The following is a 15,412-nucleotide window of genomic DNA, read 5'->3' as shown; positions in this document are numbered from 1 at the left end:
CATTTCGCTAATGAAACCCCGTTATTTAGTTGCTCTGCTGCCTCCAGAGCCGGTTTTTTCCCAGACCAGGGCCCTTAAGCAGGAAGTGCATCAGCTCACCGGGAGCCGCAACGCGGTGCGTCTACCGCCCCACATCACGCTCATTCCCCCTCTATTGCAGTCCGATGAGTTTGAAGCCGCTTGCACGACCGCTCTTTCCGCTTTTGCTGCTACTCAGGCCAGCTTTCAAGTAGGCCTCGATGGCTTTGCCTGGTTTGGCGACCGTACGCTATTCATACACGTCAGCGAAGCAGCGGCGCTAAAGCAATTCCATGCGGCGCTCATGGCGTGGTGCAGTAAGCATTTGCCTGAAGTTCCACCGGAAACCCGCGCTTTCACCCCACACCTTACGCTGGCCACCCGCGACCTGCCGCCGGCGCAGGTGCCCGCACTTCGGGAGCAGTTTGCAGCCCGCTCCTACGCCGCCACGTTTATGGTAGACAACCTCACTTTATTTCGGCACGATGGGCAGCAATGGCAGGCCCGGGCCACGTTTGAGTTAGACCAGTTCTCCAGTTGATGTCTGTTTCCCGGCCCGACGGAGTGGCCATGCGAGGAATCGCATTTAGTGACTGATTCTCCCAAATGACCATTGTAAAAACGCCCGCCTACCTGTAAGGGCCGGACTGGCGGCACAGGTAAGCGGGCGTATTGTAATCAGGTCAGAACTGACCTACGCTATTTAGTTATCTCAGCGGCGCTACGGCCCTTGGAGCGGTTGTATAGGTAAGCAGCACCGGCGGCCAGCAGCGCACCGCCTATCACCTTACGAGAGATACCGGAACCACTGGAAGTGACCGGCGCGGAACCGCCCCTGAATAGGCTCGACAACATACCGCCCAACGTGCCACTTGGCTTTTCAAATTCTTGGCTCATGAGTAAAATAGGCTTAGGGTGAAACACCCGGTTCTTTACGGTCGGCCGGGCGATGATGTTGCTTTTATGTTCCTTTGACGTTCTGCAGTTGTTACTCCTCCATGCCAGGGCCCGTTCTATAATTCAGCGTCAGGCATGAAGACAGAAGTTTGTTGTTCAAAGGCCACATGGGCGGGTTTCCATGCGCATGCCGTAGCGTTGGGGGTAGGCAAAAGCTGTGCTGCCCTCCTTGACCGCAGGCCACCTATTATTGCATGGTGAAAGCACTCTTGGAAGCGTTGGAATGCCCCGAAAGCCAGTTGATGCGTGGGGCGGTGGCCGGATTAGCGTCGCTGGCCCTGCCGCAGCCGGCGCTAGCCTTGTGTGCGGTAGCTTGGCAACGCTGGGCCAGCGGCGACCCCGCTAGCCGGCGGAGCCACCGGTTTCAGTTGTTTCAGGTGAACCGACTGGGCTGGCGTACGGCCGACGATTGGACGGCGGCTGATGACATCCAAGCAGAGCTGGCCGAGGTGTTGCGGGCGCAGTTGCCAACGCAGTGGGAAGGATTGGTGGCGGCAGCGGCCATTTTCAACGGCATTTTTCCGGTGGAAGTGTACATCGGCAACGGCGATACCGGCGGCTACACCCTCGACTGCCAGCGGCTGTGGCAGGACTTTGCGCCCTACCGGGAATGGTTTGCCGAGGCCCTACCACTGTCGGAAGGCCTGCGGCGCGAGTGGATTACACTGGCGCAGGTTTACTGGTCACACTTCCGCTGGCAGGCCGACGACTGGTTTTACGGCACATTCAGCGAGCCGGCTTGCGATTATTTGCTGGCGCACGCCGTGACGTTGCAGTCACCCTACCCTATTCAGTATTACTACTTCTATCGGCAGCTGCCGGTGTACGGCGAAGCCGAGCCGGCCGGCACCGGGCAGGAACTGGCATTGCAGTCGGGGCTCGGGCTCACGTATTTCTACTACGCGCAGTACTGCCAGTATCACCGCCAAGACTACGCCACGGCCCTAACGTACTACCAGCGCTTTCTGGCCGCCGAGCCTGCTTGCCTGCCCGACAACCGGTTTTACCTTTTCGAACGCGACGCTACCGCACGCAGCTACCCGCCCAGCACCCAGGAAGCCCGCACGGAAATGGGCAACTGCTACCTGCAACAGGGGCAACTGCCAGCCGCCCGCGCTGCCTTCGAACAGGCCATTGCCCTGCGGCCCGATAATTTCCAGGCGCCCTATGAGCGCATAGCCCATTTGCTGCGCGCGCAGGGCGAACCGGCGGCCGCCCTGCCCTGGCTGGCACGCAAGGCCGAGGCATGCACCCAAACCGTGGTGCACCACTATGGCAGCCGCATGATGGGCATCGGCAGCTACTTCCATTACGACCCCGCCAACCCCGGGCCGCAAAAACTGGACACCTACCCCAACGCCTGGGGCTGGTACGACCCAGCCGCCCGCGTGCGGGTGCTGGAAGTGAATGAATTATACAAGGAGCTAGCCGATGCCTATTTCTACGAGTTGGCCGAATACCCGCCGGCCGGTATTTACTATAAAAGATACCTGACCTTCCTCAGCCAGCAAAATCCCAACGACCCGGTGGTGCGGGCCCGCACAATAGATGCTTCCGAAAGCCAACTCCGCCTGGCTATGGAACAAGGCGACTACTGGCAGGCCCGTGGCCTGGGCGAGAAACTGCTCCGGCTGGTGCCTGGTAGCCAAGTGGCGCAGCTGTACCTAACGCGCATCCGGCAGCGGTTTGCCTGAACTGGGAGGGCCTGTCCGACTCAGGGGCGGATGGGAAACATCTTTTCATCTACTTCGGTCCCCTGGCCGGCGACGCGGCACCAGCCTGCGGCTTTCTTGACGTACACTTCGAGCCGGCGAACTTTGAGGGCAATGTCGCGCCCATCCACGTTCAACTGCACGTCGGCTAGCCAGTTGACAACGGCCGAGGTGCCATCGTAGACGCGGATGATTTCGGTACCAGGCACGGGCTTTACGGATTTGAACACGATTTTTTCCTTGGTCTGCACTGCTTTGTGCGCTTGCGCCGAAAAGGAAATATCGCCTTTGGCGCCCACCATGATGAGGTCGTTGCAGGCAACTGGGCCATTGGCACCGCTAGGGGTGTGCAGCAGGGCCTTTATTTCCCGCCGCTCTTTGGCGTAGCTCACCGTATCCATCTGGGCGAAAGCGCTGGTGGTAGCTAGCAGGAAGAGCGTCGTGGCTATAGTTGTTTTCATTACTGATTGTGGCATTGGTGTGGGCCAAAAGTAGCGGACACTGAAGGCCGGAAATAGTATGAAAACGACGTTTTTCTGAGTCCAGGGCCGACGCTACAGCCAGAGGTCGTCCTGGATTTTCATTGGGGAACCCTGTATTTCCAAGGCCAGCAGCTTGGGGGTGGTTGCGGTGAATGCTTTGAAGTCACGGATGAGGTGCATCTGGTCGTAGTAGCCGCTTTGGTGACTGATGGTGGTCCAGCGGGCGTGCGGGTGGTTCACTTTCAGGCGGTAGGCTTTAGAGAAGCGTACCAAGCGGGCGAAGAGTTTGGGCGAATACCCCAGCACATCTTTCGACTTGCGCTCAAACTGCCGGTTGCTGAGGCACGCCAAGGCCGCGAGTTCGTCGATAGTAGGCGCCGGATTTCTGCGCAGCATTACGCGGAGGGCGTGCTCAAACGGAATGGTGGCATCGAGACACATTTTACGCAGCAGATAAGCCTCCACAATGTTTTTCATGGCCAGGGGCTGGGTGGCCGCCTGAAGCTGTTCGCTTACTTCGCGCAGCTCCGGGCCCAGTACGTCGGCCCCGTCAAGGGGCGTATCGAGCAGTTCGTGCAGGGGCAGGCGCAGCAGGCGAAACAATCCGCCGGGATGGAAGGCCACCGACACAAACCGGTGCCGTGGGCCCATCGCCAAGTCGACTTTGGTGGTTTGGGGTCCCACGATGGTGCAAACTGGCAGGTCTTGAAACGCCTGCTGGCCCTGCCGGCTGCGGGTAGCGTCGGCGGGATAGAAGTTGAGGCAGTTTTGAGGTGTGGGCGGGAACGGGGCCACCCGACCATATGCCGCGCCGTCAAGCCGAACATCAACCACCATAATGTGGCTTACAAATGGCTGCAAAGCCCGTTGCACTTGATAATATTCCGGCTTCATGCTCCCGGCGTTAAATAGAATGGAGAAGCCTTCGTGCTTTCCATACCACAAGCTAAGCAGCAACAGTTATTTTATACACGTCCGCTCCCGCTCCATATGCCTCCGGAGCACAGCGACCAAGACATTGGGTAGGGGCTAGATTTTCTGCCTGTAACTGCACTGGAAGCAGCCGCTTTGCATTATACAGCAAACAACTTCCTTGGTTGGCGCTGTCATAAATAACTTCGGGGCGCATCCACAACCCCAAGCTTCACTCATGGACCAGCAACCCAAAGATTACAGCAGCATCAGTCCCTCGGCTAAGTCGCTCCTGCTGCTAAAAGGCCATACCGGCATCCCGTACGCCAAGGAAACGGCGGCGCTTATGCAAGGCGCTGAAGTATTCGACTTAGACTTTGGGACGAAAGACTTCTGGTTCTGGATGCGGGTGGTGCATTTTGAGTTGCGCTACTGGAGCATCGACCAGTTGCTGCGGCAGGCGGATAATAAGAACATTCTGGAGCTGTCATCCGGCTACTCGTTCCGAGGTCTCGCCCTGTGTGAGCACGACAATAGCCTTCACTACATCGATACCGACCTGCCGGAAGTGGTGGCCACCAAGCGCGACATGATGACGCGGCTGCACCTGGACCAGCATCCAAACCAGCAATTCGAGTTGCTGCCCCTGAATGCCTTAGACGAGTCAGCCTTTCGTAGCGTCGTTCAGAAGTTTGGCGCTGGGCCGCTCAGCATCGTTAACGAGGGCTTGCTGATGTACTTGAACCTCGACGAAAAAGTACGCCTGTGCCGGACCATCCACGCCGTGCTGCAGCAGCAGGGCGGCTGCTGGATAACGGCCGATATCTACGTAAAACGGCCGGCCGACATGCAAGCTGAGCTGCCTCAACGCGAAGGGGAGCGCCGCTTTTTTGAGCAGCACCACATCGAAGAAAACAAGTTTGACGACTACGATGCCGCCCGCGCTTTCTTCGCGGCGCAGGGCTTTGAGGTAGCCGCCGAAGCGGTGCCGGACTATCAGAGCCTGACGGTGCTGCCTCAACTGCTGCAGGTATTGCCGGAAGAAGCACGCAACCGTCAGGAACAGCCCCCCAAAGTGCAGGCTACCTGGATGCTACGGGCGGTATGATTTTCCTGCTCCACAACACTTGGGAGGGCGCGGAAGGCTTAACGCATCCCGCGCCAAGTCAGGTGCGTGGTAGCGTATAGAAGAAAAAGTGGAAGCCGTCCCACCGAAAACTGGGCGGGCAGTAGCCAGTTATACCGCCGACACGGTGCTGCCACCCGCCGACACAGCCCTAACGTCCGCCGACGCGCTACTGGTAGCCGCAGATATCCTACTTCCCCTAAAAGATATCCTACTGCCAGCTTCCGACACGTGCTCTGCCCTGCAGATATCTTACTGACACCCGCAGATATCCTACTGGCAAGGCTGGAATGACTGCTGGCGGCTGACACAATGGGCGGCACCCTGTTACGCGACGACGCGGTGCGCTACCTCGGCGAAGCCCGCGCGGGCCGCGACCAACTCGGCGTGCGCGTGCCCAACCTGAAAAGCGCCCTGCCGGAGCTGGTAGCTTCCTACCACAAAGCCCGCCTAGTGGACGCGGGCCATGCCGGTAAGCCAGAGGCCACTTCTAATCCGTAAGCGCGGCAGCTGGAATGAAAAACCGCCCCGGCCGTGCTTGCGACCGGGGCATTTTTTAACTGCCAAGGCAAAAATGAGGGATACGAAGGCGTAGCTTCGGCTATGAAAAAAACGGTGTCGTGGCTAGGGTTAACCGTAACCGTATGGGTATTGGCGGGGTGTGACGCCAGGAAGCCGGAGCAGGCTGTGGCTGAGCATCCTGCCGCCCCAGTCGGGCAGCATACGGCTCCGGCATTGCAAAATGAGCCCGTTGCGCTGCCCGACTTCCGGGGTTACCGCCGTTACCGGGGCACGGTGGGTAACCTGCCGGTGACTGTAGAGCTAACGATTGGGTCGCAATGGGCGTTTCTGCACGGCGACAGTTTGGCATGTGAGGGAAGTTATTCTTACGACCACAGCGGAAAACTACTTTCCATGTACGCCAAGGCCTTTTCGCCCGGCAAGCCGCTGGTGCTGGAGGAAACACAGTTCCTCGACCGCCAGGCCATTACGGGCCGGTGGCAGGCGCTTCAGCCGGTTGGGATGGTAATATCAGGGACCTGGACCAGCGTCGACGGCAAGCGAAAGTTGCCTTTTGTGTTGCGGGAAGACTACGAGGATGCTGTGCGGTACGAAGTGCTGCCAGCGGCATCTGCGACGGGCCGCCTCTGCGACCCCGACGATTTGCAGGGAGGAGTCAACGGCCCTAATGCAACCCTGCACCGCGACTATCTGCACTTCCTCGGCCCCGATACCATCCGCCCCGGCCTGCGCCGCCTGCAATGCCCCGGGCCCGCTCGCCGCCACGCGCAGCTCCGCCGGGACGTGCGGCAGGCAGACTGCGTGTACCTCAGCGAAGAAGTAGGCGTGCGGCTGAATGGCTACGGCCTACTTTCCACTTACAAGCTCAAAACCGAAGAAGGATTTGGGCGTCCCCACCCGTCTTACAGTGGAATGGAAACGGTATACGACCTACACACCGGCCGGGCATTGGCGCTGTCTGATTTCCTACGCCCCGCCACGGATTCGTTGCTACTGCAGCTCCTTATTCCTCGATTAGAGCGTTACATGGCCGATTTTGAGGACCGGGAAATCCGCAAGCTTGACTGGGAGCCACGGCTGCCCCAAGTCGGCTTTGGCCTCACCAGCGAGGGCATGTCATTCTCGTACGATGAAGGAGATGGAGTGGCTTCGTGGCCCTGTCCAGGTCAGGAGGTTATCGTTCCATATGCGGAATTACTGCCCCTACTGAGGCCCCGGTCTCCATTGACCGCGCTACTCCGGGACCGGGGCCTCAAGCTCAAACCCTAATCAAGGGAAAGTAGCGGCCTGTAGCTCAGCGTGCAGAGAATAATTGCGCTCCTTGCTACAGTAAATCTCCCACCTCGCGCACACCCACCGGGCGCGCCACGGTGAAGCCTTCGCCAAACTCCACACCGATGATGTGGCCGAACTCCCGCGCCCGCGCCTCCATAAACCTGCCAAAGGCCTGGCTGGAAAGGTAGGTTTGGGGCGCATCCAAATCCGGGTTGAAGAACTGGGTTTTGAAGGCTTGAATGGCCTCCCATTTCTTCTTCCAATGCGGTGTGATGTCGACCACGAAAGCCGGCGGCAGCTGCCGGTCTTGGATGTAGTGGTACACGTTTTTGGGTCGCCAGGCTTCCTGGGGCTGGCCGTCGGGCCCGAGGGTTTCAATCATGCGCAGGCCAGCCAGGAAACAGGCATCAATGGCCAGCTGGGCAGCCCGCCCGTGGTCGGGGTGCCGGTCATCAATGGCATTAGCCAGCACCACATCGGGCTGATAGCGACGGATGGCGGCAATGAGTGGCAGCTGGTGTTCCCGGTCGTTGCGAAAGAAGCCATCGGGCAAGCCCAGGTTCTCGCGGATGTCGATGTTGAGGATTTTATTTGAAGCCGCCGCTTCGGCCGCCCGGATTTCGGGCGTGCCGCGGGTGCCCAGTTCGCCTCGTGTAAAGTCAACAATGCCGACCTTCTTGCCAATGGTCATGCTGGCCAGCAGCGTGCCGGTGCAGGACATTTCTACGTCGTCGGGGTGGGCGCCAAGGGCCAGAACATCAAGTTTCATGCAATTCTGCTCAAGGCAGCATTTGATTATTGGAGGACTTTATTGGGGAACGGGTTGGTAGCCTGCTGCTAATCAACTGGCAATACCAAACCAACAACTGGCAGCAAATTCGGGGCTTGCCCTACCTGCCGAAGCAGCAGTTGCAAGCCCCGAACGGGACGACAAAGGAACGGTAAAACGCGGAGAAGCGCCCCGCTTAGCAGTTGTTGAATGATGTATCACTGCCCCCTGCCCGTCTTGTCATCGCACGGCGGGGTTCGCGCTGTTCGGATGGCACTACCCAACGCCGAGACCCACCTATTGCGTTTTCAACCCATTCCGCCTTCTTTTGCAGCCTTACATCCGCACTACGATTTTGCCAAAATGCGCACCGCTCTTGAGATGGGCCAGGGCGGCCGGGGCTTCGTCGAACGAGAATACTCGGTCGATAACCGGGCGGAGTTGCATTTGGGTGAGGGCCTGGAGGTAGCGCTCAAACATGGCGCGGCTGCCCACGTAGATGCCCGTCAGGCGCAGGCTTTTGCTGAGAATCTGGGCAGTGGTAATGGGCGCTGCAACGCCCGTGAGCACGCCCACAAAGGCAATATGGCCGCTGGCCCGGGTAGCCCCCAATGACTTGTCGAGGGTACCCGCGCCGCCCACTTCCACCACATGGTCGGCTCCGAGGCCGTGGGTGAGGCGCAGCACTTCCTTTTCCCAGTCGGGTGTGGTGCGGTAGTTGATGGTTTCGTCGGCCCCCAGCTCGCGGGCGCGGGCCAGCTTCTCATCCGATGAGGAGGTGATGATGACGCGGGCCCCCGCCGCCTTGGCCAGCTGCAGGCTCAGAATGGATACGCCACCTGTGCCCTGAAGCACTACCGTCTGGCCCGGCTTGAGCTGGCCTTGTTCGAAGAGGCTGTTCCAGGCCGTCACGCCCGCGCAGGGCAGGCAGGCGGCTTCTTCGTAGGTTAGGAAATCGGGCAGCTTCACCAGGCCCTGCTCGCTCAGTACCACATATTCGGCCAGCATGCCATCGGCCGAGCCACCAAGGGCTTGGGCGTGCACTTCGGCTACCAGGGGACCATCGAACCAGGTTTGAAAGAAGATGCCCGCAACCCGGTCACCGGCTTGCACCCGCGTCACGCCTACTCCGACGGCGGCAACTTCGCCGGCGCCGTCGGAGCAGGGTATTACGGGTTTCTGGCGGCTGGGGCTTTGGGCCACGCCCAGGTCGCGGTAGTTCAACGACACGGCCCGCACCCGCACCAGCACCTGGCCGGGACCAGGCTGCGGCATCTCCGTTTCGGTGAGCTGCCAGCCCTGAGGGCTAGCAGGGGCGGCAACGGGTAACAATTCATATTTTTTCATGGGTAATCAACTGAGTAAGTGTACCGCAAAGCAACCGTCGCCCCGTAGCCCAAACAAGTAGTTTGGCTTTCCGGTCATAGGTCCGGATTCCGCACTTCTGCTGAAAACCAAGTCTTAAAAAATGAACCCTCCGCTGTTTGATTTAGACTATTGTCCCATCGTGCCGGCCCTGGAGGTTATCGGCGGCAAGTGGAAGCCGCTGGTGGTATACCACATCTACTCCGGGGCGCCGCGCTTTGGCAGCTTGCAGCGCCGCATTCCCACCATCAGCAAAACCATGCTCACCCAGCAGCTCCGCGAGCTGGAGCGCGACGGCCTGCTGCACCGCCAGGTTTTCGCCGAAGTGCCCGCCCGGGTCGAGTACACCCTCACGCAAATGGGCCTTTCCCTCCTGCCGGTGCTCAAGGCCATCGGCGCCTGGGGCCGCCAGCTCAAAGAGCAGCAGGCCGTACCGCAGCTGGCTTGACCTGCAGTAAAACGACAGTCGCCCGTCACGCAGAGTTTGACTCTGCATGACGGGCGACTGTCGCTCCGAAAGTTCATTACTTAATCCGTAATCTTTTGCCGGGCTGCAGGGTTTTCACGCCTGGGTTCAGCTTGCGCAAGGTGCTTACCCGCACCCCATATTTTTCGGCTACTTCCGAAAGCGTATCGCCTGAGCGCACCCGGTGCGTCACCGTCTGGCGCGCCCGTGAGGGCCCTCCGCTCCTACTGCCGCTACTCCGGCTGCGCCCCAGCGCCCGGCTGTAGTAGTTGAACAGCGCCGCTGTAATGGTAAAGTTGTCCTTCCGCAGCTTGTAGCCTGGGAAGTCATACATCAGCACCGGGTTGATGGGGTTGCCCTGATAACGCACTTCAAAGTGCAGGTGGGAGCCCGTGCTGCGCCCCGTGCTACCGCCGTACCCGATAAGTTGGCCAGCTTTCACAAAGGTGCCCACCGGTACCAGTGCCTTGCTCAAGTGGCCGTACACGGTTTCCAAGCCGTTGTAATGGCGCACCAGAATGTAGTTGCCGTAGCCACCACCGTCCCAGGCCTGAATCCGGACCACGCCATCAAACACGGCCTTCACTGAGTCGCCGGTTTCCAAATCCAGGTCCATGCCGTAGTGCCAGCGGTAGCCTCGGAAGGCAAAACCCGAGGTAATGGGCGTGGTGTTGAGCGGCATTTTGGCGTAGCGTTGCCGGGGCGGGTCGGTGAGGTGCAGCTTCAGCGAGTCGCGGTAGCTGCGGCCGTCCACGCGGTAAGGGTTCACGCGGTGGGTGTCCCAGATGGAATAGTAGCCCGCCACCTTCACCCACGACGAATCAATGAGCACCTCTTCCGACATCTCCACGATTTCCTGCCCGCCCTCGTTCAGCGTCGTCGTGTCTTCACTCACGATGCTGAGCTTCTTGGCCGGGTTGAAATAAATGGATTTCGCGGCGTCCGAGTTGTCATCCGGTATTTCCTCCGTCTCAATAACCGTGGTGGTATCCGGGCGCACGTAGCGCATCTTGGGCGTTTTAATGCGGAAGAAATCCGACTTGCCGGTCGTGCTGCCAGTCTTGGCTTTGGTGCGCGGCTTGCGGCGCTGGGCCTGTGCCGGGTTTAGCCCCGCCAGCAGCAGCAACAGCGCCAGCAATAGCAGGGCTGGGCGCCAATAAGATGTTTTCAGGAAGGTCAAAAGCAAACAGAAAAAGGCCGGCAGCCCAGGAACTTATCCCCTCAGCTACCGGGCCGTTTGGTCTAAAACAAAACGGTTAGAAAGGACGGACTGCAAAGCTCGTCTTTCCTAACACGTCATTACGAACACAGCAACACAAAATTAGTGTATGCCCAGTGCAGCCAGATACCGCTCCGCATCCAACGCAGCCATGCAGCCGGAGCCGGCGGCCGTCACGGCCTGGCGGTAGGTGTAGTCCTGCACATCGCCACACGCAAACACGCCGTCAATATTCGTTTTGCTGCTGCCAGGGATGGTTTTCAGGTAACCCTGCTCGTCGTGGTGCAGGTAAGGCTGGAAGATTTTCGAATTCGGCTCGTGCCCGATGGCCACGAAGAAGCCCGTCAGCGGAATTTCGCGGGTTTCATGGGTCATTAGGTTCTTCACGCGCACACCTTCTACACTGTGCTCGCCCAGAATCTCATCCGTCACCGTATCAAACAACACCTCAATCTTGGGGTTGTCCAACACGCGCTGCTGCATAATGCGCGAGGCTTTCATCTCGCTTTTGCGCACAATCATGGTCACCTTGCTTGCCAGGTTGGCCAAGTACGTAGCCTCTTCCGCCGCCGTGTCGCCGGCACCCACGATGGCCACTTCCTGCCCGCGATAGAAGAACCCGTCGCACACCGCGCAGGCCGATACGCCCGAGCCGTTGAGCTTGGCCTCTGAAGGCAGCCCCAGCCACTTGGCCGAGGCACCCGTGGCAATAATAACCGCGTCAGCTGTCAGCTCAATAGTTTCGTCGATGGTTACCTTGCGCGGCATCACTGAGAAATCCACTGCCGTCGCAATGCCATAGCGAATATCCGTGCCGAAGCGGGTGGCCTGCTTTTTCAGGTCCTCCATCATTTCCGGGCCCATAATCCCGTCTGGGTAGCCGGGAAAATTCTCGACGTCGTTGGTGATGGTAAGCTGCCCGCCAGGCTGCAAACCCATGTACATAACAGGCGCCATGTTAGCACGGGCCGCATAAATGGCCGCCGTGTAACCAGCCGGACCAGAGCCTATAATCAGGCATTTGATGTGTTCAGACATTTCAGGTGAGGTAGTGCGAAACGAAGTTCGGCATGGCCAAGCTCTGCTTCGCGTATCGTTGAACGATGAATAGTCAATAGCTAACGGCGCAACCGGCACGCACAACCAAGGCTGCGAATGCAGTCCGATAGCCGCCAATAAGCGCGAAACCGTACAAAAAACCCCAACCTAACGGTCGGGGTTTTTCATTCTGCAAAACTAATTGATTAGCCGAGATAAGGCTTCAGCGCTTTCGAGCGCGACGTATGCCGCAAACGACGGATAGCCTTCTCTTTAATCTGACGAACGCGCTCACGGGTCAGGTTAAATTTCTCGCCAATTTCTTCCAGCGTCAGGGCCGCTTCGCCATTGAGGCCGAAGTATAACGTGATAACGTCGGCTTCACGCTTAGTTAGCGTGCTCAAGGCGCGTTGCACCTCCTTGCGGAGCGAATCGTTCATCAGGGCCATATCCGGCGACTCTTCGTCCTCGTTTTCGAGCACGTCGAGCAGCCGGTTTTCCTCGCCCTGCACAAACGGCGCATCAACGGACACGTGGCGGCCACTGATTTTCAAGGTATCCACTACTTCCGAAGTGGTCAATTCCAGTACTTCCGCAATTTCCTCGGGCGAAGGCTCACGTTCAAATTTCTGCTCCAGCTCCGAGAAGGACTTGCTGATTTTATTCAGCGAACCCACCCGATTCAGAGGCAGACGCACGATACGGCTTTGCTCGGCAAGGGCCTGCAGAATGGACTGACGAATCCACCATACAGCGTAGGAAATGAATTTAAAACCCCGGGTTTCATCAAAACGCTTGGCAGCTTTGATAAGACCAAGGTTGCCCTCGTTGATGAGGTCACCAAGGCTAAGACCTTGGTTCTGATACTGTTTTGCAACCGATACCACGAAGCGCAGGTTGGCCTTCGTCAGTTTCTCCAAGGCTTGCTGGTCCCCGTCACGGATACGCTGCGCGAGCGTTACCTCCTCGTCGGGCGTGAGCAAATCAACCTTGCCGATTTCCTGGAGGTATTTGTCCAGCGACTGGCTTTCGCGGTTGGTAATCTGCTTACTAATTTTTAGCTGTCTCATGGGACTAGGTAAGAACGATATCTGGGGGGTTATACGTAAGAAAAGTCCGTCCGGGCAGTCCCTAAGTCAGAGGAAGCCAACAGGCTTCCTCTGAGATAAGTTCTAGGCCCAACACGTTGGCTAGGCTTTCGCTTCGCCGTTGCTGGCCGCAGCAGCTTCGGGCTTTGGCAACAACACCTTGCGCGAGAGCCGGTACTTGCCGGTTTTCTTGTCGATTTCCACCAGTTTCACGTCAATGTCCTGCCCTACCTCCAACAAGCCTTCCAGTGTCTGAATCCGCTCGTGCGTCACTTCCGAGATGTGCAACAGGCCGTCTTTGCCCGGCATAATCTCCACGAAAGCGCCGTAGGGCTGAATGCTGCGCACTTTGCCTTTGTACACCTCGCCTACTTCAGGCTGCGCCGCGATGGCGCGAATCCGGTCGATGGCACCCTGCATGTCCTCCTGGTTAGAGGCGTAAATGCTTACGTGTCCCTTCTCGTCCTTCTCCTCAATAATCACCGTGGCATTGGTATCCTTCTGAATCTGCTGGATGACTTTGCCACCCGGCCCGATTACCGCACCAATAAACTCTTTGTCGATAAGCATCTTGTGCGAGCGCGGGGTGTGAGGCTTCAACTCCGGCGCTGGGGCCGAAATCGTCTTTGCCATCTCACGCAGGATGTGCAAACGGCCTTCACGCGCCTGATGCAAAGCGGCCGTCAGAATCTCATTGCTCAAGCCCTGGATTTTGATGTCCATCTGGCAGGCACAAATACCTTTCTCTGTGCCAGTTACTTTGAAGTCCATGTCACCAAGGTGGTCCTCGTCGCCGAGAATGTCGCTCAATACCGCGTACTCACCGGTTTCCTTGTCCTGCACCAAGCCCATGGCGATACCCGCCACGGCACCCGTGATTTTCACCCCGGCATCCATCAGCGCCAGCGAGCCGGCGCAAACAGTGGCCATCGAGCTGGAACCGTTCGACTCCAGAATATCCGACACGATGCGGATGGTGTAAGGGTTTTCCTCCTCAGCCGGCAGCACCTGCTTCAGCGAGCGTAACGCCAGGTTGCCATGGCCAATTTCGCGGCGGCCAGCGCCCCGGTTAGGCTTCACTTCACCAGTTGAGAAACCAGGGAAGTTGTAGTGCAGCATGAATTTTGAGTAACCCTTGGTCAACGGCTGGTCGATGATTTGCTCATCGAGTTTGGTGCCCAACGTGGCTGTGGTCAAGCTCTGGGTTTCGCCACGGGTGAAGATAGCCGAGCCATGAGCACCGGGCAGATAGTTGATTTCTGACCAGATAGGACGGATTTCGGTAAGCTGCCGACCGTCGAGACGAACCCGCTCCTTCACCATCATGTCGCGGATAGCCTTCTTTTCAGCCGAGCCATAGTAGCGACCAAACATCTTCATGTCCAACTCCGGCTGCTCAGCCACGAGCTTGTCCAGAAATGCCTTTTTCACCGCCGAGAAACCTTCCTTGCGGCCGGCCTTCTTGGTGTTGCCCGAGCGGGCTACATCATAAGCGCCTTGGTAAATGCCTTCGTGAATCAGCTTCTTGAGCGCCTCGTTTTCTTCGTACTTCGGATACTCACGGGGAGCCGACTCCGGCGTGCGGCCCACGGCCTCCGCCAGTTCTTTCTGCAGTTGGCACTGGGCCTTAATGGCTTCGTGGCCGAAGGCAATGGCCGCCACCATTTCCTCTTCGCTCACTTCCTTCATGGCGCCTTCCACCATGGCCACCGAGTCGGCAGTTGCGCCCACCATCAGGTCCATGTCGGCGCGCTCCAGGTCAGAAGTCTTGGGGTTAATCTGGAACTGGCCATCGATGCGCGCCACGCGCACTTCGGAAATCGGGCCAGCAAACGGAATGTCAGAAATCGACAGCGCAGCCGAGGCAGCCAACGCGGCCAGCGCATCGGGCTGTACTTCTTTATCGGCCGAGATGAGGGTAATCATCACCTGCACTTCGTAGTGGTAGTCCTTGGGGAACATCGGCCGCAGGATACGGTCGACAAGGCGGCATATCAAGATTTCGTAGTCGCTCAGGCGGCCTTCACGGCGCTGAAACGAACCGGGAATCTTGCCGGCCGAGCCAAATTTTTCCTGGTAGTCCACCGACAGCGGCAGGAAGTCAACGCCTTCGCGCTGGCTCGGGGCTGATACCACCGTAGCGAGCAGCATGGTATCGCCGAGGCGAACCACAACCGCGCCGTCGGCGAATTTGGCCAGCTTGCCGGTTTCGATGGAGATGACGCGGCCGTCGGGCAGCGCCAGGGTTTTGGTAATGGCGTGGGGTTGGGACATCAGCGGGGTTTGCTTAGAAAAGCGACAGCGGGCGAGCAACCAAAAACGAGTGCCGCCAGCGGCCTTCGTTACTCGTAATAAATGACAACAGCAGTGCGCCGATAAAACCAACCGTCGGGAGCGGCCTCGGCGCCAAACCAACCCGAACAAAAAAAGAGTAGGGAACCTTCGTTGGAAGGCTCCCTACTC

The 15,412-nt window shown here is 58.6% G+C and carries 15 protein-coding genes; 6 read left to right on the top strand and 9 right to left on the bottom strand.

The genetic code is table 11. The features are described from left to right. The first annotated feature begins 10 nt into the window (after positions 1–10). On the top strand, positions 11–559 hold the full coding sequence (locus J4E00_RS25865) for a 2'-5' RNA ligase family protein (RefSeq protein ID WP_208178245.1): 549 nt from the start codon (positions 11–13) through the stop codon (positions 557–559). Between the two features lie 158 nt (positions 560–717). On the opposite strand, the gene J4E00_RS25860 is transcribed toward J4E00_RS25865, so the two are convergent. Continuing rightward, positions 718–915, bottom strand: a complete 198-nt coding sequence (locus tag J4E00_RS25860) for a hypothetical protein (RefSeq protein ID WP_208178244.1) — start codon at positions 913–915, stop codon at positions 718–720. A 257-nt stretch (positions 916–1,172) separates the two neighbouring features. On the opposite strand from J4E00_RS25860, the gene J4E00_RS30125 reads away from it, so the two are divergent. Then, a complete protein-coding gene (locus tag J4E00_RS30125; protein WP_208178243.1) occupies positions 1,173–2,669 on the top strand; it encodes a tetratricopeptide repeat protein in 1,497 nt (498 codons plus the stop codon). Positions 2,670–2,689: 20 nt separating this feature from the next. On the opposite strand, the gene J4E00_RS25850 is transcribed toward J4E00_RS30125, so the two are convergent. Beyond that, a complete protein-coding gene (locus J4E00_RS25850) occupies positions 2,690–3,148 on the bottom strand; it encodes a hypothetical protein (protein WP_208178242.1) in 459 nt (152 codons plus the stop codon). A 93-nt stretch (positions 3,149–3,241) separates the two neighbouring features. Further along, entirely contained in the window at positions 3,242–4,063 is an 822-nt protein-coding gene (locus J4E00_RS25845; RefSeq protein ID WP_208178241.1) for a helix-turn-helix domain-containing protein, read from the bottom strand. A 256-nt stretch (positions 4,064–4,319) separates the two neighbouring features. On the opposite strand from J4E00_RS25845, the gene J4E00_RS25840 reads away from it, so the two are divergent. The 3 genes from J4E00_RS25840 (at position 4,320) to J4E00_RS25830 (ending at position 6,998) form a co-directional block, all read left to right on the top strand. After that, complete coding sequence (locus J4E00_RS25840) at positions 4,320–5,189, top strand: class I SAM-dependent methyltransferase (protein ID WP_208178240.1); 870 nt, start codon at positions 4,320–4,322, stop codon at positions 5,187–5,189. A gap of 330 nt (positions 5,190–5,519) precedes the next feature. Next, entirely contained in the window at positions 5,520–5,708 is a 189-nt protein-coding gene (locus J4E00_RS25835) for a hypothetical protein (RefSeq protein WP_208178239.1), read from the top strand. Between the two features lie 186 nt (positions 5,709–5,894). Continuing rightward, the gene (locus J4E00_RS25830) at positions 5,895–6,998 is read left to right on the top strand and encodes a hypothetical protein (protein WP_208178238.1); all 1,104 of its coding nucleotides are present in this window, start codon (positions 5,895–5,897) and stop codon (positions 6,996–6,998) included. 55 nt (positions 6,999–7,053) lie between these two features. On the opposite strand, the gene bshB1 is transcribed toward J4E00_RS25830, so the two are convergent. Then, the gene (gene bshB1 / locus J4E00_RS25825) at positions 7,054–7,773 is read right to left on the bottom strand and encodes a bacillithiol biosynthesis deacetylase BshB1 (protein ID WP_208178237.1); all 720 of its coding nucleotides are present in this window, start codon (positions 7,771–7,773) and stop codon (positions 7,054–7,056) included. A gap of 336 nt (positions 7,774–8,109) precedes the next feature. Next, a complete protein-coding gene (locus J4E00_RS25820) occupies positions 8,110–9,120 on the bottom strand; it encodes a zinc-dependent alcohol dehydrogenase family protein (protein WP_208178236.1) in 1,011 nt (336 codons plus the stop codon). A gap of 121 nt (positions 9,121–9,241) precedes the next feature. On the opposite strand from J4E00_RS25820, the gene J4E00_RS25815 reads away from it, so the two are divergent. Next, entirely contained in the window at positions 9,242–9,586 is a 345-nt protein-coding gene (locus J4E00_RS25815; RefSeq protein WP_208178235.1) for a winged helix-turn-helix transcriptional regulator, read from the top strand. 76 nt (positions 9,587–9,662) lie between these two features. Here J4E00_RS25815 and J4E00_RS25810 read toward each other — a convergent pair whose 3' ends face one another. From J4E00_RS25810 to pnp, 4 genes are all read right to left on the bottom strand, one after another. Beyond that, positions 9,663–10,784 carry a peptidoglycan DD-metalloendopeptidase family protein gene (locus J4E00_RS25810; RefSeq protein ID WP_236050169.1) on the bottom strand — a complete coding sequence of 374 codons (1,122 nt, stop codon included), beginning with the start codon at positions 10,782–10,784 and terminating at the stop codon, positions 9,663–9,665. Positions 10,785–10,925: 141 nt separating this feature from the next. Next, a complete protein-coding gene (gene trxB, locus J4E00_RS25805; protein ID WP_208178234.1) occupies positions 10,926–11,861 on the bottom strand; it encodes a thioredoxin-disulfide reductase in 936 nt (311 codons plus the stop codon). Between the two features lie 206 nt (positions 11,862–12,067). After that, positions 12,068–12,931 carry an RNA polymerase sigma factor RpoD/SigA gene (locus J4E00_RS25800; RefSeq protein WP_035566352.1) on the bottom strand — a complete coding sequence of 288 codons (864 nt, stop codon included), beginning with the start codon at positions 12,929–12,931 and terminating at the stop codon, positions 12,068–12,070. 120 nt (positions 12,932–13,051) lie between these two features. Continuing rightward, positions 13,052–15,223, bottom strand: coding sequence for a polyribonucleotide nucleotidyltransferase (gene pnp, locus J4E00_RS25795; RefSeq protein WP_208178233.1), 2,172 nt, complete (start codon positions 15,221–15,223; stop codon positions 13,052–13,054). Between the last annotated feature and the right edge of the window lie 189 nt (positions 15,224–15,412).

The sequence above is a fragment of the Hymenobacter negativus genome, assembly GCF_017571495.1.
GTDB lineage: Bacteria > Bacteroidota > Bacteroidia > Cytophagales > Hymenobacteraceae > Hymenobacter > Hymenobacter negativus.
The sequence above is the reverse complement of the archived record's forward strand: the minus strand, read 5'-3'. Positions and strand labels throughout refer to the sequence as shown.